Origin of the sequence: Kiloniella laminariae DSM 19542, assembly GCF_000374005.1 — a bacterium.
GTDB classification, from domain to species: Bacteria; Pseudomonadota; Alphaproteobacteria; order Kiloniellales; family Kiloniellaceae; genus Kiloniella; species Kiloniella laminariae.
In genome coordinates this window covers 440144-456485 of the sequence record NZ_KB893134.1, presented here as the reverse complement: position 1 = coordinate 456485, position 16342 = coordinate 440144, and the positions used below count along the sequence as shown (strand labels likewise).

At 53.3% G+C, this 16342-nt stretch carries 16 protein-coding genes and 1 tRNA gene; 9 read left to right on the top strand and 8 right to left on the bottom strand.

Annotated features, from left to right (window positions below; translation table 11 throughout):
* Nucleotides 1-94: 94 nt before the first annotated feature.
* The gene (locus tag B152_RS0102215) at nt 95-1009 is read right to left on the bottom strand and encodes a pseudouridine-5'-phosphate glycosidase (protein WP_281168703.1); all 915 of its coding nucleotides are present in this window, start codon (nt 1007-1009) and stop codon (nt 95-97) included.
* A 24-nt stretch (nt 1010-1033) separates the two neighbouring features.
* The gene (locus B152_RS22195) at nt 1034-1972 is read right to left on the bottom strand and encodes a carbohydrate kinase family protein (protein ID WP_157230776.1); all 939 of its coding nucleotides are present in this window, start codon (nt 1970-1972) and stop codon (nt 1034-1036) included.
* Nucleotides 1973-2222: 250 nt separating this feature from the next.
* On the opposite strand from B152_RS22195, the gene B152_RS0102205 reads away from it, so the two are divergent.
* Nucleotides 2223-2681: a hypothetical protein gene (locus B152_RS0102205; RefSeq protein ID WP_020590741.1), complete on the top strand. Its 459-nt coding sequence runs from the start codon at nt 2223-2225 to the stop codon at nt 2679-2681.
* Nucleotides 2682-2784: 103 nt separating this feature from the next.
* Here the strand turns inward: B152_RS0102205 and B152_RS0102200 are convergent, their stop codons facing one another.
* The 3 genes from B152_RS0102200 to B152_RS0102190 all read right to left on the bottom strand — a co-directional run bounded on the left by B152_RS0102200 (nt 2785) and on the right by B152_RS0102190 (nt 5299).
* The gene (locus B152_RS0102200; protein WP_026261207.1) at nt 2785-3777 is read right to left on the bottom strand and encodes an MDR family oxidoreductase; all 993 of its coding nucleotides are present in this window, start codon (nt 3775-3777) and stop codon (nt 2785-2787) included.
* A gap of 196 nt (nt 3778-3973) precedes the next feature.
* Entirely contained in the window at nt 3974-4675 is a 702-nt protein-coding gene (locus B152_RS0102195; protein ID WP_020590739.1) for a helix-turn-helix transcriptional regulator, read from the bottom strand.
* 18 nt (nt 4676-4693) lie between these two features.
* Nucleotides 4694-5299, bottom strand: a complete 606-nt coding sequence (locus B152_RS0102190) for a glutathione S-transferase family protein (RefSeq protein ID WP_020590738.1) — start codon at nt 5297-5299, stop codon at nt 4694-4696.
* A 308-nt stretch (nt 5300-5607) separates the two neighbouring features.
* Here B152_RS0102190 and B152_RS0102185 point away from each other — a divergent pair, with 308 nt between their 5' ends.
* The 3 genes from B152_RS0102185 to B152_RS0102175 all read left to right on the top strand — a co-directional run bounded on the left by B152_RS0102185 (nt 5608) and on the right by B152_RS0102175 (nt 9474).
* Entirely contained in the window at nt 5608-6075 is a 468-nt protein-coding gene (locus B152_RS0102185; protein ID WP_020590737.1) for a PAS domain-containing protein, read from the top strand.
* 346 nt (nt 6076-6421) lie between these two features.
* A complete protein-coding gene (locus B152_RS0102180; protein WP_020590736.1) occupies nt 6422-8365 on the top strand; it encodes a methyl-accepting chemotaxis protein in 1944 nt (647 codons plus the stop codon).
* Nucleotides 8366-8619: 254 nt separating this feature from the next.
* The gene (locus B152_RS0102175; RefSeq protein WP_026261206.1) at nt 8620-9474 is read left to right on the top strand and encodes an ion transporter; all 855 of its coding nucleotides are present in this window, start codon (nt 8620-8622) and stop codon (nt 9472-9474) included.
* A 102-nt stretch (nt 9475-9576) separates the two neighbouring features.
* Here B152_RS0102175 and B152_RS0102170 read toward each other — a convergent pair whose 3' ends face one another.
* A complete protein-coding gene (locus B152_RS0102170) occupies nt 9577-10425 on the bottom strand; it encodes a mechanosensitive ion channel family protein (RefSeq protein WP_020590734.1) in 849 nt (282 codons plus the stop codon).
* 183 nt (nt 10426-10608) lie between these two features.
* Between B152_RS0102170 and B152_RS24885 the strand changes: the two genes are divergently transcribed.
* The 5 genes from B152_RS24885 to yczE all read left to right on the top strand — a co-directional run bounded on the left by B152_RS24885 (nt 10609) and on the right by yczE (nt 13859).
* The gene (locus B152_RS24885) at nt 10609-11103 is read left to right on the top strand and encodes a PAS domain-containing protein (RefSeq protein ID WP_083921772.1); all 495 of its coding nucleotides are present in this window, start codon (nt 10609-10611) and stop codon (nt 11101-11103) included.
* Between the two features lie 159 nt (nt 11104-11262).
* A complete protein-coding gene (locus tag B152_RS0102160; RefSeq protein ID WP_020590732.1) occupies nt 11263-12039 on the top strand; it encodes a type 2 periplasmic-binding domain-containing protein in 777 nt (258 codons plus the stop codon).
* 251 nt (nt 12040-12290) lie between these two features.
* Nucleotides 12291-12764 (top strand): radical SAM protein, encoded by a 474-nt coding sequence (locus tag B152_RS26375; RefSeq protein WP_211212095.1) that lies wholly within the window; start codon nt 12291-12293, stop codon nt 12762-12764.
* Entirely contained in the window at nt 12731-13153 is a 423-nt protein-coding gene (locus B152_RS26370; protein ID WP_211212094.1) for a hypothetical protein, read from the top strand. Before B152_RS26375 ends, B152_RS26370 begins: the two co-directional genes overlap by 34 nt.
* Before the next feature lie 25 nt (nt 13154-13178).
* Nucleotides 13179-13859 carry a membrane protein YczE gene (gene yczE, locus B152_RS0102150; RefSeq protein ID WP_026261205.1) on the top strand — a complete coding sequence of 227 codons (681 nt, stop codon included), beginning with the start codon at nt 13179-13181 and terminating at the stop codon, nt 13857-13859.
* Nucleotide 13860: 1 nt separating this feature from the next.
* Here yczE and B152_RS0102145 read toward each other — a convergent pair.
* Both B152_RS0102145 and B152_RS24880 read right to left on the bottom strand, forming a co-directional pair.
* Nucleotides 13861-13937: transfer RNA gene (locus B152_RS0102145), tRNA-Arg, on the bottom strand.
* A gap of 298 nt (nt 13938-14235) precedes the next feature.
* Nucleotides 14236-16245 (bottom strand): CAP domain-containing protein, encoded by a 2010-nt coding sequence (locus B152_RS24880; RefSeq protein ID WP_020590730.1) that lies wholly within the window; start codon nt 16243-16245, stop codon nt 14236-14238.
* Nucleotides 16246-16342: the final 97 nt, after the last annotated feature.

Sequence of the window (16342 nt, the reverse complement as noted above, 5' to 3'; positions counted from 1 at the left end):
AATCCCCCGGACAGTATTAAAACAATATTCGCCGGGGGATCTCTCAAAATTGTATCGGGCTCATGCCTGTTTGGTCGAGTTTAACAGCTTGTTATCAAGCTTCTGCACTTAACCCCTTGGCAATTCGGGCAGCAAGAACAGCATTGTTCTTCACCAATGCAATATTTGCCTCAAGACTGCGCCCCTCTGTCATCTCAACGATTTTCGAGAGTAGAAACGGCGTAACCGCCTTGCCCTTGATGCCCTGTTGACCAGCAGCAGAAAGGGCGGACGCAATAACCCGGTCCATCTCTGCTGCCTCCATGGCAAATTCGGCCGGAATCGGATTGGCAATGACCGATCCGCTTGCATAACCAAGTTCACGCTGAACACGGATCATCGCGGCGATGGTCTGGGGATCATCAGCCCGCAACGGTGCAGCAAGACCACTTTCCCGACAATAAAATGCCGGAAACTGGTCTGTTTGATAACCAACAACAGGCACGCCACGCGTTTCAAGATATTCGAGGGTTTTGGGAAGATCGAGAATCGACTTTGCCCCGGCACAGATGACAGAAACCGGTGTTTTTGCCAGTTCGTCCAAGTCAGCAGAAATATCAAAATCGTCTTCCGCCCCGCGGTGTACACCACCGATGCCTCCTGTGGCAAAAACGGTAATTCCTGCCATAGCCGCACAGATCATCGTCGCCGCGACAGTCGTGGCGCCATCCCCCTTGCGTGCAACAACCATCGGCAGATCCCGTCGACTGAGCTTTGCCACATCCCTGGCCTGCCCCAGCCGTTCAAGCGCCGCCTCGTCCAACCCGATACAGATGCGCCCATCAAGAACAGCAATGGTTGCAGGCACCGCACCTTCAGCCCGTATGATATTTTCAACTTCACGTGCGGTTTCAACATTCTGCGGGTAGGGCATGCCATGCGCAATGATTGTCGATTCAAGCGCCACAACGGCCTGCCCATCAGCAAGGGCTTTGGCAACTTCAGGGGCGATATCAATATATTTTTTCAAATCAGAATTCATTATCTCACCAACTTATTTCAAGCCCGCGACAAAAGCATCAAGGTCCTTTTCATGCAAGCCCTCAAATGTCGCACCGTGTTTTTCCAGCGTTAGTGCCGCTGCCGCAACACCCCGTTGTACTGCTCTGGCGAAGTCAAACCCCCGGGCAATTCCGTGCAGGGTTCCGGCGATCAGGGCATCTCCTGCTCCGGTAACATCCACCACTTCAACTTTTCGGGCGGGAAAATGTTCCTGTATCCCTTTTTGGAACAGGAATGCCCCTTCCTTGCCTGCCGAGATCATCACCGCGCCAACTCCCTTGGCGATCAGGGCCACTCCAGCATCGTGGATATCACCAACATCACCGATGCTCACGCCACTCAACTCGGCAGCCTCGTCACAGTTGCAAAAAAGCAATCCGAGACGATCCAGCAAATTGAGCAACCGGGTTGATTTGGCAACAGATACGGCATCTGCCGTCAGCAAACCATGCCCCTGTTGCCAGTCTGCCAGCGCCTCAAGTGTTTTGGCCGGGATATTTGTGTCGACAAACCAGATTGGAAAGGAAGACAGCTCTCTGTGCAAGGGTTCCAGCAGATCGGGAGTTAATTCATCATATATGGCCATATCGGCAAGTCCGACAGCCAGCTCACCATCCGGTTCGAGTACCGCCGTATAGGTTGCTGTCGGGGCGTTTTTTGACCTTGGCAGAGCCAGCAAGCTGAGACCGCTGGCAGCAAGATGCCGGGCTATGGCATCGCCCGCCGGATCATCTCCCCAACGACTGGCCAGACCAACCTGCCCTCCCAGGCGACAGAGGTTCATGGCCACATTATGTGCTACCCCTCCTGGAAAGCGGGATACACTCACAGGATTAGACGTGCCCCTGCGAACAGGGGTGCTGCACTGTGAACGCACATCCCAATGGGCTGCACCGATACATAAAACAGGAGAATGATTGTGGTCTTGCAAGGAATAGGTCTCTGATCCGGGAAAGAATGTTTTTATCGACAAACAGCAATAGCGATTTATAGGCCTTTGAGAAACAGGTTTTAATATCTTCTGAATTGATCGAAATCAATGAAGTGCCGCTGTCACTGACATAGCCTCCTGATACATATCCTTGCACGCACATTCTGTTGCCGCTCAGTCTCATGGGCGGGGGAACCAGGCTGTCGCAAGAGATGTAACCGTCCTGAACACTCTCAAACAGGAATAGCGCGTGCCGCTTACGACAGATCAGAGACCAATCAGCAAAGGCGGTTTCTCACCCCGCTTTAGGCTGCCGCGTCCTGTTTTCTCGTATCTTGCAGTTCTTTCCCTGTTACTTCAGGCACTTTTACCGCTTGGGCAAAGCTGGGCCTTGTCTATCCAGGAATTTGAAACAGATTTCAAAGACAGTTACGTCATCTGTACAGCTTCCGGATTAAAAATCATTTCTCTGGAAACAGGGGATGACGGTCAACCGTATGAAAACATCACGGACCTTTCCTGTCCGGCCTGTTCTCTGACTTCGGTAACACAGGCTCCTCACCCGGTCAGTGATCCCCTATCTCGTCGGCAAGTTATTGTCCGCAGTCTTTCTGCACCCGATCACTCAACCCCGGCTTTCACAGTCCCAGCGTCTCGACCCCCGGTCAGAGGCCCACCGAATTTCCCCCTTCCCCTTCATATATCCTGACAGATCAGGAGCGCGGGGCCACAATCTCCTTGCTCCTGATTTTTATTGTCTCTGGTTTTATTATTTTGGAAAAATCAGCTGCGCGCCCTTATATCGTTTGCTTCTAGGCATTGACGTCAACAACAAGACGTCCCTGCACAGTCCCTTTTAAAATCGCGGGTCCAAGATCTTCCAGATCGCCTAGGGAAACCGTCTTGCTCATGGCTTCAAGCTTGTCCATTGGCAAGTCAGAAACCACCCTTTGCCACGCCCGTTCCCGTCTGGCAAAGGGTTGCATCACAGAATCAATCCCTAACAGATTAACACCGCGTAACAGGAAAGGAATGACTGTCGCAGGCAAGACTGCACCCCCGGCCAGCCCCACAGCAGCAACCGATGCCCCGTATTTCATCTGCCCGAGGACCCGCGCCAGCATTGCGCCACCAACGGCATCGACACAACCCGCCCAGTTTTCGCTCTCCAGCGGTCGTTTGACCGTTTCATTCAGCTCCTCCCGGGCAACAATCCGGGTCGCCCCAAGGTTACAGAGATAATCAGCCGTTTCCGGACGTCCTGTGACTCCAGCAACAGAATAACCAAGCTTTGCCAGAACAGCAGTCGCAACAGAACCAACACCCCCGGCAGCACCGGTCACCAGAACCTCTCCCTGCTCAGGTGTCAGTCCGTGATCTTCCAGCGCCATAACTGCCAGCATCGCCGTAAAGCCTGCTGTTCCCACTGCCATCGCCTGACGGGTCGTTATTCCGGCAGGAAGCGGCACCAGCCAGTCCCCTTTAACACGGGCTTTCTGGGCGTAACCGCCCCACCAGGCCTCCCCGACGCGCCAGCCGGTCAGCACGACCTTGTCGCCTGCTTTATAGCGGGCGTCATTCGACTGTTCGACTGTTCCTGCAAAATCGATTCCCGGAACATGGGGATAGCTACGCACCAGTCCGCCGCCCCCGGTCAGACACAGACCATCCTTGTAATTGACTGTTGAATAGTCGACCGCGACAGTAACATCACCCTCCTTGGGAAGCTGGCTGTCATCCAGCTGCTGCACACCGGACGAAACACTTCCATCTTCTGACTTTTCAACAACGACCGCCTTAAACATGACTGCTCCCAAGCTATAATTCTGATATGGCTGTTTTTTATATGAGACACCTTTTGCGGCCCTTCTGGCAAGTTCGTAAAACATCCCTGCCTTCTTCTTGAAAAATCGCCTCAAGATAGCCTCGTTATAGTTGCTGATACACAGCCACTTCACAGTCCTGAGATTGATACTTTCATCTCGTATCTGTCTCAGGGGCTCATTCACTTCGAGGACCAGTCTTGGTTTCCTCCCCTTTCTTCCAGGTGGCGAAAAGCTGGCGTCGATCACCCGGGAATTTTTCCGGCAAAAAATCCAGTGACTGAATACGATCAACCCGAAAATGCCTAAATTCCTGACGCAGTTCACACCAGCCGGCAATAACGCGTGTCGCCTCAAAATAGGCCACCGCCACTGGCCAGATCACCCGCAAACTGTCCCGGCCCTGCAGGTCGCAGTAACATATCTTCAGCTTCCGCCCCTGACGAACCCAGTCCCGCACGACCTCCATATTGATGATATCTTGCGACAACGAGAGCAGATCTGGCGCCATGACTGAAGATTCCAGAACAATCGGACGAAGCTCTTCGGGTACAGCTGCATTGATTTTGGAAATCAGATCCCGGGCACTCCGTGCCAGTTCGGGGTCGCCTCTGGTTGCGACCCACTGTGCGCCCAAGACCGCCGCCTCAATCTCGGAGGATGTCAGCATCAGAGGCGGCATGTCATAGCCCTGCTCCAGAATATAGCCAATCCCGGCCTCTCCCCGGATTGGCACATTCTGGGCCATGAGTTCTGCGATATCCCGATAAACCGTCCGCGGCGAAACCTCGAGTTCCTCGGCAAGCCAGGCTCCCGTCACCGGACGACGAGCCCCCCTCAACGTCTGGATAATCTGGAACAGGCGGTCAGTTCTGCGCATGGGAGCAGTCTCTCTCGGCTATTCTGGCAAGGACGCAACAAATCCTTTCAGTGCAGATACTCTGCCAAACCAGATCTCGATCTCGGGCTGCTGTGGCAAGGCATCGGCAAACCCAAGATGGAATACGTTTGAACCGACGGAAAGATCAGCAATGCTTGGCTTCTCCCCTGCCAGGAACTCTTTCCCTCTCAAACCACTGGCTAGGATTGGCAACAGTTCTTTCAGTTTCTCTTCTCCCCGGGCAACTGCCGCCTTATCTCCTCCCTCCCCCATAAAGACCTTGTTTAACACAAGATCGACAACGGCCGGACCAAAGCGACACTGGTTCCAGTCCAGCCACTGCTCCACCCCTGCACGGGCAGCCAGATCAGCAGGATACCAGTCGTTCAGTTCATGTTTGAAACAGAGATATCGAAGAATGGCATTTGATTCATGGATCTTGATGTCGCCATCCAGCAGTGTTGGCAGCTGGTGATTTGGATTGATTGCCAGATATTCAGGCGAGAGATACTCCTGCTTTTCCATGGCAACATGGCGTAATTCATAAGGCAGTCCCGCTGCCTCCAGCAGAGAGACCACTCGCCGGGCGTGCTGGGAATAGGGATAGTGGTAAAGAATATACATGGTGTTTTTTCCTCGGTTCGTCGCAATATAAAGAAGGCCGGAGCAGGTACAAGAAGCCTTTAATTCCGCCACAGGGAAACCCTGACGGACTTGATACCAAAGAACTACTGACACCGTTTTGTCAGCAGTCTTTCCAACTCGCCATGTTTTCAACATCCCATTTCCGGGATGGAACAGCGAACCTTCAGTCATCTCGCCTGACTTCATGCGCTGTTAAGGCGCTCATGTTATGCTATACCGCTGGCAGCGCCAAAAAGATGACCTGATGGCTGATTGTCAAAAGACAGAATACAGAAGATTAATAGACCATGACAGGAAGAACCGATTTCAACCTCCCGCTTCGTCCAGAGAGCTGGGACAAAAAAATCCAGCAGATGTATAACTACTGGCTGTCCATCCATCCTGCAGAAGGTCAGTTGCCCTCACGTCAGCACTTTGATCCCATGGATATTCCCCGGCTGTTGCCGATTGTCTGGATGTTTGACGTCCACCACAGTCCGACCCGCTTTAAATTCCGGCTGATGGGAACAGAAATAGCGACCATTGTCGGCAAGGATGCCGGCGGACAGTGGCTCGATGAAGCTTTCCCCGATCTGGTTTCAAGCGGCGTTTATGAAGATTACAGCTATGTCGCGGAAACCAACAAGGTTCTCTATCGCCTGGGCAAACCGCAGTATTTTGTCCCCGAACACAAAAAGATCGAGCGACTGTTAATGCCTTTAGTCGATGCAGAGAACCGCTGCCAGATTCTGCTCGGAATCTCTGTCTACGGTTAATGGCAAAAAACGGTAATTAAAGCCCCATGCAGATCACTTGGTTTTGACGGACAGGAAAATCAGCAAAGAATTTATTCAGGAGAAATCGGCTGCCAGGAACAGGACAAAAGATCCACGGTGTTGTTCCAGATAACGCTGAAGGTAATACCTGTTTTTTTTCTTAACTTGTCACAAGCACAGTAATAGATCCATCGGAATGACAGAATTATTATAATTTTGTTTATTAATTAATAGAATAATGAGCTTTGGTTCTTCACAAAGGAGAGCGTATTGCGGTCACCTCTCCGGTTTTTTATCCCGATCTGGCCCCTGCGGCTAAGACAGGGCGACCTAAGGAGCACGAGCGATGACACTAAACATCGGAAGCCGTATTCTGGCTGCCGCAGCATTGATTGTGGTTGTTACTTTTTCCGCTTTTATTATTTACTTTGACTTCAACCAGAGCGATTCCATTCAAACATCGCTTAAATCAAAACTTTCGGAAACCGGCAACCTCGCAACAGCTTCTATCGCCAACTGGGTCGTCGGTCGCCAGATCCTGATTGAGAATGTCGGGCAAAACATTGCGATAAACAGCGATACCGAGTCAGTTAAAAGCATCGTCGATCGCTCTGTACTACAAAACAACTTTATGTTCACCTATTTCGGCAGCGCGACGGGCGAGATGATTATGTCGCCGCCCGATGAACTGCCGGATGGTTACGACCCCCGGAAACGTCCTTGGTATATTGATGCCATCGCAGCAAAAGCCAGCACCCTGACCGAACCCTATGAAGACGCCTCCACAGGCAACCTGATCGTTACCCTTGCCACCCCGGTTCTCAATGGCAGCCAGGTTGTCGGTACTGCAGGCGGCGACATTGAAATCGGTGTGCTCGGCGATATTGTCCGCAGTGTTGACCTTGGCGGTATTGGATATGGATTTCTGGTCAATGACCAGGGCACTGTCCTGATCCATCGTGACAAAGAATTCACCCTGCGCCCCATGAGCGAGGTCTTTCCCGATGCAACCCCGAGCATCAACACGGATCTGGCAAATATTACCACCGGTTCAGGTGACCAGATGTTTGCCTTTTTCCCGATTGAAGGTCTGCCCAGCGTGAAGTGGTATCTGGGTTTTGCCATTGATCGGGATGCCGCTTTCGCCAACCTGACTCGTTTTCGTTTGACGGCCACCATAACTGCGCTGATCGCTGTCCTGGCGATTATGGGCCTGCTGGGTGTGCTGGTTCGTCTCTGGGTTTCCCAGCCGGTTCTGACCATGACCGATGCCATGACCAGCCTCGCGGACGGTAATCTTGATGTGCCGATACCCGGCAGCGACAAGACCGACGAGATTGGCCAGATGGCTGCTGCAGTTCTGGTCTTTAAGAACAACGCCGTTGAAATGGAGCGTCTCGCCCGAGAGAACGAGCAGGCGGCAGAACGCATGGCGACCGAAAGGCGTAATGCCCTGCACCAGATGGCGTCTTCCTTTGAACAAACCGTCCTCTCCATCGTCGAAACCGTGGCACAGGCGTCGCAACAGACCCAGACCGTTGCTAAAAAGCTTTCGGCCAGTGCCGAGGAATCAAATGCCCGGGCGATTGCCGTATCAAACGCCGCGACAGAAACCACGGTCAACGTTCAAACCGTCGCAGCAGCAACCGAGCAGCTCTCCGCCGCCATCCGCGAGATCGGCATGCAGGTGACCCAGTCGATCCAGGTTGCCAGCGAAGCGGTCGAAGGGGTTGGACGAACCAATACCACCGTGACCAATCTGGCAGAGGCCGCGCAACGCATCGGCGAAGTTGTTAATATGATTCANGATGTTGCCGGACAAACCAATCTGCTGGCTCTCAACGCCACCATCGAGGCCGCCCGGGCCGGCGATGCCGGCAAGGGCTTCGCTGTGGTTGCTTCAGAGGTCAAGGCCCTTGCCAACCAGACCGACAAGGCAACCGGTGATATCCAGACCCAGGTCGAGGGTATTCAGGACTCAAGTTCACTCTCGGTTCAGGAAATCACCCAGATAAGCAAGACCATTGGCCGGATCAACGAATTTGCCAATGCCATCGCCGCTGCGATTGAAGAACAGAGTGCCGCCACCCAGGAAATTGCCAGTAGCGTCCAGAAAGCCGCCGCCGGGACTCAAGAAGTGTCCAGCAACGTCGCGGCTGTTACCGATACTTCGACCCAGGTCAGTACCGAAGCACGACACCTGCTGGAATCCTCCAGCGAGATGCAATTACTGGCGGAAAACCTGCGTAGCGAGGTCAAGGACTTCCTCGCCACAGTCCGAGCAAGTTAGGGGAAGCTCTTCCTGCGATGCCAGGCTCTGGAACTGAACGCTCCGGACAACTTTTTGCTTCGACAAGAGGCCGCCTGTACAAAACTGGCGGCCTCTTGTATGCACGTGGACTTCAGTCCGGCTAATCGGTGAAACAGCCCCTTGAATTCACGCCGCTTGATCCAAAATACTGCTTGGTTACCCGGATACTTCTTGATTAAAAGCTAAACAGCCCTTTAACAGGCTTTCGACAGTAACAGGCCCTGGTCATATCAATGAACAACACGCTCGCTCACGGCATAGAGCCTCCCTTCACGGGAAAGCTCAGGAAAATTATTGAAGGCAATAGATTCACCTATGGAATCGTGGCCCTGATTTTCATCAATGCCATCACCCTTGGTCTGGAAACCAGCCCGGATCTCAGCCCCCGGAATGCCAGCTTGCTCTATTGGGTTGATAAAACAATTCTGGTTATTTTTTCCCTGGAACTGGCCTTGAAGTTCTACGCCTATCGCCTTGATTTCTTTAAATCCGGCTGGAATCTGTTTGATCTGATCATCGTCACAGTCGCCTGGGTCCCGGCAAGTGGTGCCTTTGCGGTCTTGCGTGCCTTCCGCATCCTGAGGGTGCTCCGGCTGATCTCCGTAATCCCGCAGATGCGCCGGGTTATCGGGGCGATTGTTACCTCCATCCCCGGCATGCTGTCGGTTGTCGGGGTACTCTGCATTGTCTTTTATGTTGCCGCGGTTCTGACAACCAAGCTCTTTGGGCAGCACCCCGATCCGAACATGCAGGAATGGTTCGGAACAGTCTCGGCCTCCGCCTATACTCTGTTCCAGGTCATGACGCTGGAAAGCTGGTCCATGGGAATTGTCCGCCCGACAATGGAGATTTTCCCCCACTCGTGGATTTTCTTTATCCCTTTCATCATCATCACCAGCTTTGCGGTGCTCAACCTGTTTATTGGTATTATCGTTGATGCCATGCAGAGCTCGCACGAAAGCGAGACCGATGAAATCATAACCGAGATGGCAAGTGTCACCCATGACGATCTCCGCGCCCTGATCGGACGGTTTGATCAATTGGAAAACAAGATCGATGCGCTATCCCGCGCTGAGAAAAAGCAATAGCAGCAAAAGCAATCCTGCCCAGCGACCGGAGATCCCTGAGTCCAAAGTATCCCACGCCCAAGGTTTAATTCACGGGCGCAGGGCTTTCTCGATTTGGGGGTTTTAGGAAATCTCTTCCTGGTCAGCGGAAGAAGGTTCAAGAGCAATCGCTGTTCCCCCGGCCCCCAGAAGCTCTGTTTTATCTGCCTTCAGGGCCGACAACAACGCCGTGTTGAGGCGATAGCGTTCCTGAAAATAGCGCTGGCTCGGCACCCAATAGCGCAGGCCGAGTATAACGCCGCCATAGGTAAAGTCATGGACCCCGATCTGGGGTCGTGGTTCATCTGGCACCACCGCATCCTCATCCAGTACCTTGCGCAACAGGGCGATGGCCTTGTCGGCATCCCCTGTCCGGGCCAGGGGAATGCGGGTCTCAACAATGCGGTTGCTGTGTGAATTGACGATCACCTCGCCAACAATGCGCTTGTTGGGAATGGTGATAAGCTCCCCGTCTTCGCCGATCAACTGTGTGTGGGCCAGTTTGACCTCGTGGACCACACCGCTGCCGCCCTTGACCTCGATGGTATCGCCGATGGTGAAAGGCCTGGTAAGGATGATCGACAATCCCGCACCATAGTTGGACAGTGGCCCCTGCAAGGCCAGGGTCGCGCCAAAGGCACTGGCCCCGGCCAACGCGATCAGCGGCGCGGTACTGATGCCAAAATTACCCAGCGTGATGATGATGACAAAGGCGACAATGACAATCTTGACGATATTGCCAATGAAAAACGCCAGCGTCTGATCCAGATCCTTTTTCAGGCAAAGCCCGCTGACCTTCTTGCCCAGCCAACTGGCGACCTTCAGCCCGATCAACAGGACAATAACGGCCCCGATAATCTGAAAGCCATAGGCCACAGAAAATTCGATCAGCTTCTCCAGAAGCGCCTGTACGGTTCTCAGTTCTTCATCCATGGGGTACGATCACTGTTGCTGGTTAACAAAAAGATTTCTTTGTTCATCAAAACCGGAAGTGACATCAGCATCAACAGTTAATTACGTTATGCTAAAGTTGTTAGCCGTAGAAAGTTGGCATATTATTAACCTTGCAGCGTCCGTTCACTCAATCCGGCTTCTTCAGCGAAAGCGCGTTACTCAATGACACCCTCCATGCGATTTAATGCCAGGATTTTTGATGAAAGCTTCCTGGAGCAATGTGATGAACGTATCTCCGACTTTTATCGTATGTGGAAAGCAAAGTGCAAAGAAGGCCGAATCCCCTCCCGCAGTGATTTTGATCCAATCGAAATGGTCCGGTTTTTACCCGGTATAACTTTGGTCGATGTTGAAAGAGACACCCTGGAACTGACTTACCGGCTGGTCGGCACAAACGAAGTTGCGATCAGAGGAAATGACCCGACAGGAAAAAAGATAAAAGACACTTTCCTCGCCAATAACTGGGGGGACGCCTGGGGCAATTACGGCCACGTCATCAAGAACAAGGGCATCGCCTTTGATGATTCTGACATGCCCAATTCAAACGGCGTTATGGTCGGCGACGAAACAATATTTGTCCCGCTCTCACAGGACGGCGAATTTGTGAATATGGTTATGCTGTACAGTATTCAGCGGAAGGCATCCTCAGGTTGTTAACCTGAAATCAGAAAATTCTGTACTCATTCACACCAGACCAGCCCTGCCTTTGATTAGGTCCCTTAGAGATCGCATGTGGCTTGTTATCGAATCCCTAATTTTTTGCCTGTAATGTGAACAAAAATAGATTTTACCAGGTACCGTTGCTCAGGATCAGATATGAAGAAATTGCCCCCATTCGCGCTCTTAGCAATCTTTTTCCTGATGCTAGACCCTGCGAGTTCATATGCCAAAACGCTCAAGGTCTGTACGGTTGAGATCCCTGGCGGCATGACAAAAGACAAAGAAGGGCCGCAGCCTTTATTGAAATTTTATCAGCAAACCATAGAAATCGTTCAGAAAAAAACCGGTTATGAATTCGAGTTATCTTTTGCACCTGCATTAAGATGCCAGAATTTATTCTTTAAAAAAGAAATCGACATTATCTGGCCGTTTATCATCACAGACGAGATCGAACGGATCAGAGAGTTGGGCTATTCATTTCTCCCCGTTTATTCGATGCCAATCATCATGGGCGGCTACTATATTTTCACCAAGCAGGAAGATCCTGTTGCCCACCATATCAAAGATCTGGAGGGTAAAACTGCTGTAAGTGCCCGGGGGTATGGTGTTCCTTTGGAGTATGAAGACAATGCCCAGATAACCAAATCAATAACCAACGGTAATGAACAGATCCCCAAGATGATCCTGGGCAACAGAGTTGACGCCGGGATCATACAGACAGGCTGGGTACCGACCCTGGAAAGACAGGGACTTCTGGAAGGCCTGCACCACGGGGAGGTTATCGACTTTTGGGGCGGCTCTTTTACCTTCCAGCCCGATGAAGAAGGCATCGCCCTGTCAAACCTGTTCTCCAACGCAATTTTAAAGCTTGTTACCCAGGGGGTATATAAAGAGCTGATGACCGACGCGCCTTATTACATTCCCGATTATTAGCCCCGATTACTCGCCAGCTCCCCAGAACCAAATCATGACATCAAGGTTCAGAGGGCAGACGTTTCAACCAGCCCCAAAACATAATGCGACGGGGAAATGGCGCAGCCTCCTGATCAAGCTGCAGGCACCCGCAAACGTCAACCAACTTGACCAAACGCCCGATACATATGAATTTGTCAGACGTAAGAATTTGTCAGGGATCCCCCGCTTTGTGTTAGCGCCCCCTTGGAGGAAAAATCATCTATTACGATATGCCGCTCTATCGCCCTCCGAGTGAAGGCAATAACCTGATCATACAGGCAACGCTTGGCTGTTCGGCCAACTACTGCACCTTTTGCTCGATGTACAAGACAAAAACATACCGGGCAAGACCGCTTGATCAGGTCTTCGCAGATATCGACCGGGCGGCGCAGGAGTGGCCCACGGCAAGCCGTGTCTTCCTCGCAGATGGCGATGCGCTTACCCTGTCGATGGACACTCTTCGGGCGATTTTAAACAAGCTGCACGAAACCTTTCCCGCGCTGACAAGGGTATCGGCCTATGCCACGCCCAAGAACCTGATCGACAAATCTGTTGATGAGTTGCGCGCGCTTAAAGCGATGAAACTCAGCCTCGTCTATATGGGCATAGAATCAGGCTCGACGCAGGTGCTCAAGCGCGTGATCAAAGGGCCTCGCACAAGACCCACGGCATGGCCCTGGACAATGCCAATGCCGCTGGATTGAAGGTATCCGCGACGGTGATCCTCGGGCTCGCCGGGAAAGCAGGCTGGCAAGACCATATTGCAAGCACTGCAAAGCTGATCAACGAACATCCACCGACCTATCTTTCCACCCTTCAGCTCACGCTGGATGAAACAACCCTTGAGGAATTCATGGCCGAACAGGAAGCGGGGTTCGAGTTTCAGGATGACGATGCCATCCTGCTGGAACAGGAACAACTGCTCAGGCTGCTCAACCCGCCAAAGCCGGTTATTTTCCGCTCCAACCATGCTTCGAACTGTCTGCCGCTGGCGGGCAATCTGCCCAAAGACAGCGACAAGTTATTGGAAATCATTGCCGCGGCCAAAGACCAGATCCACCTGCGCCGTTCTCCTTTTATGCGTGGCCTCTGATGGGATATTTGGTGCCCAACCTGACATGAAATTTTTTCCGCGTCTCTCCTTTCTCTCCGTCAAGGCCGTCCCCACCCTGTCCTGGAGCTCGCCAAAGCCCCTCAATCTGCGGCCCGATCTTGTTACCGTGATCTTATTGATCGTGGGCCTGATAATCTTCGGCCTGGGTGAAGCTCTGCTGATCGCCGCCGGAACAGGGGTAAGCCCCTGGACTGTCCTGGCGCAAGGCGTGAGCCAACAGGCGGGCTGGAGCATCGGTCTCTCGACCTTTATGGTCAGCTTAACGGTGCTCATACTCTGGTGGCCGCTCAAACAGGTCCCGGGCATCGGCACTCTCCTCAACGCCATCATTATCGCCCTGGTTCTGGAATTTGTCCTGCCCTACATTCCAACGCCAGAGATCTACATCTCTCAAGTCCTGCTCACCCTGCTGGGTATTCTGATAACCGGATTGGGCAGCGGTATTTACCTGATCGCCAATTTAGGCCCGGGACCCCGAGACGGTCTGATGACCGGGCTCCAGCAACAAACCAATTTACCCATTGCCTGGATCCGAAGTGGCATAGAACTATCCGCCGTTATCATCGGATGGTCCCTCGGCGGTGTCGTCGGCCTCGGCACCGTACTGTTCGCAGTTTTAATCGGTCCTTCCGTGGCATGTAGCCTGTTTATTCTGGATCAGATGTTTGGCGGGGCGGAGGGGTAAATGGTGATCCCGGCGCGATTCGAACGCGCGACCCCCAGATTAGGAATCTGGTGCTCTATCCTGCTGAGCTACGGGACCACTGGTTCTCTGTATAATTGACAGATATCGCTCTGCCAAGGGGAAGTGACGTTCAAATCCCCTGCTTTCCTGAAAACCGGTCTCTGGCGACAAAACCAGCCCAGAGCCTGCCCGAGTGCCCTCCCATACATCTGGTCCTGCATCTGCTGATAAACCTGCTGAGAGCACAAAAAAACCCTGACACACCCAATAGGTCTGTCAGGGCAAGGGGAGGCACAAAGGAGACAGGGTGCCTCAGGGTTATCTTTCAGCCCAGGCCGCGGCCCCCCTTCCGGCCTGATCATGGGGTCAAACGGCCTTACACACTGGCGGTTTCCGTGATGATGCTGTTGTTGTCCAGCAGGTCCTGCAGGCTCTGCCCGCCAAAGTCAGCCGTCGCAACCTGGTCCCAGCCACTATCCGCACCAGTCGCACAGGAAGGGCCATCCCCGTTGTTGATCAGGAGGTTGTTGCCCTCAACACGCAGATAACTATCCAGCGCATCCCCCTCAACACCGGCTTCATACCCGACATCGCCAAGAAGGTCGGCAATATCAATCACGTCGCCTTCCTCTGCATTGAAATCAAAGATCCGGTCAACACCGCGATCGGACGAGACGACAAAGCGATCTGCACCATCGCCGCCAAACAGGAAGTCATGACCATCTCCACCGATCAGGATATCGTCCCCTTCGCCCCCGATCAGCAGGTCAAGGCCGTGACCACCGTCGAGTGTGTCATTCCCTGCGCCCCCGATGAGAACATCGTGACCACGCCCCCCCAAAATCTCGTCATCGCCGCCCTGACCAAAGAGCAGATCATGCCCTCGCAATCCGGTGATGAGGTCATTGGTTTCGGTCCCCATCAGATAATCACCGCGCGTGGTTCCCTCAATCGTGTTGGGAGCGGGTGTTGGTTCCGGGGTCGGCTCAGGCGTTGGCTCGGGTGTTGGCTCGGGTGTTGGCTCGGGCGTTGGCTCGGGCGTCGGCTCGGGCGTCGGCTCGGGCGTCGGCTCGGGCGTCGGCTCGGGCGTTGGCTCGGGCGTCGGCTCGGGCGTCGGCTCGGGCGTTGGCTCGGGTGTTGGCTCGGGCGTCGGCTCAGGTGTCGGCTCGGGTGTTGGCTCAGGCGTTGGCTCGGGTGTTGGAGGGGCCGCAGCCAGTTGCACAGTCTGGTCGTTAAACTTCACGGCCTCGACAGAGATCAGCGTATCGGTGCCTTCAATGCCGCGCAGGTCACGGATCTGATGTCCCTCAGCCGTTTCAGTGATTTCAAAATCGCTGGCATTGCCGTTATAGATCACGGTGTCGGCATCCGCGCCGCCATCAAGGCGGTCATCCCCCGCGCCCCCATTGAGCATATCAGCCCCCGCAGCGCCTGAGAGAATATTGTTCCCCTTGTTGCCATTCAATACATTGTCCAGCTCATTACCTGTCGCATCAATGTCATTCAGTCCCCGCAGATTGATGCCTGTAAGGTTTTCACCCGCCGTTGCCGTAACCGAGCTTTCAACGACATCCTGACCAACCAGATCAAGTTTGACGTTCTGCCCGGCAACCGCCAGGGCAACAGCAACCGACTGGGTCAGGTCACCGCCGGAAAAACGGACGTTGTATTCCCCCGCACCAAGTATTTGCTGATAACCACCGCTGTCATAGGTCTGGGTAGTTTCAGTTTGCGGGGTTTCTGATTGGGCCTCGCTTGCCGTGGCCTCGACGACAATATTGCCGCGGCCTTCCCCGACGGAATAGAACCCGTCACCATCCGCATCATTATAGGCAACACCTGTCAGGAACTTGCCCTCCTGCTGATCGGAAAAGTTCTGGGTTGTCATCAGGGCGTTCCAATCCTGCGGTTGCCCGGTTTGCTGGTCTGTTGTCGTAAAGACCCCTTCAGAGAGCCCCAATCCCACTTCGGTAAAACTGTCACTCATCAGGTTGACGCGATGACCAGCGCTTTTGATCAATCCTTCGTGCTCACTCAGGGTTGTTGCCGAGCGATCCAACGGCCCCGTCGAGCCCTGCCAGGCAATATTCTCTGCCCAGTTTTTTGTCTCATGTCCCGCGTCACGCATCCGCAGCCCCGGGTCACTGCCACCATTTCCTGTGTGGCTAAAACTATTGGTCTCCAGCATCCAGTCAGAATGCCCACGGGCTGAATCAATCAGCTGCTCGTTAAAAGCCAACGGCTGTTTACTGTCCGGGTTGATGCTGCCCGGCTCCAGTCCTTGATTGAGGTCGATACCAAGCCTGTCGGTCTCGGCTTTCGGGTCAAGGCGGGCACGGTTGATCAGTTCAAGCTGATACTGTTCAAGATTACTTGGGTTTGCCATATCTGGTCCTTTCCTGGGTTTGAAACTCCCAAGACCATGGCTTCATTCTTTCTTGTCGTGTTGTGAAAAAATATAGAAATATCTGTGGCTTAAAGGA

Excerpts from the sequence above, each read along its gene's own strand:
- B152_RS0102185 (WP_020590737.1), top strand. The coding sequence starts at position 5,608 with ATGACAGGAAGAACCGATTTCAACCTCCCGCTTCGTCCAGAGAGCTGG.
- B152_RS26375 (WP_211212095.1), top strand. The coding sequence starts at position 12,291 with ATGCCGCTCTATCGCCCTCCGAGTGAAGGCAATAACCTGATCATACAG.
- yczE (WP_026261205.1), top strand. The coding sequence starts at position 13,179 with ATGAAATTTTTTCCGCGTCTCTCCTTTCTCTCCGTCAAGGCCGTCCCC.
- B152_RS24880 (WP_020590730.1), bottom strand. The coding sequence starts at position 16,245 with ATGGCAAACCCAAGTAATCTTGAACAGTATCAGCTTGAACTGATCAAC.
- B152_RS0102200 (WP_026261207.1), bottom strand. The coding sequence starts at position 3,777 with ATGTTTAAGGCGGTCGTTGTTGAAAAGTCAGAAGATGGAAGTGTTTCG.
- B152_RS0102160 (WP_020590732.1), top strand. The coding sequence starts at position 11,263 with ATGAAGAAATTGCCCCCATTCGCGCTCTTAGCAATCTTTTTCCTGATG.
- B152_RS0102195 (WP_020590739.1), bottom strand. The coding sequence starts at position 4,675 with ATGCGCAGAACTGACCGCCTGTTCCAGATTATCCAGACGTTGAGGGGG.
- B152_RS0102170 (WP_020590734.1), bottom strand. The coding sequence starts at position 10,425 with ATGGATGAAGAACTGAGAACCGTACAGGCGCTTCTGGAGAAGCTGATC.
- B152_RS0102175 (WP_026261206.1), top strand. The coding sequence starts at position 8,620 with ATGAACAACACGCTCGCTCACGGCATAGAGCCTCCCTTCACGGGAAAG.
- B152_RS0102190 (WP_020590738.1), bottom strand. The coding sequence starts at position 5,299 with ATGTATATTCTTTACCACTATCCCTATTCCCAGCACGCCCGGCGAGTG.
- B152_RS26370 (WP_211212094.1), top strand. The coding sequence starts at position 12,731 with ATGGCCCTGGACAATGCCAATGCCGCTGGATTGAAGGTATCCGCGACG.
- B152_RS24885 (WP_083921772.1), top strand. The coding sequence starts at position 10,609 with ATGACACCCTCCATGCGATTTAATGCCAGGATTTTTGATGAAAGCTTC.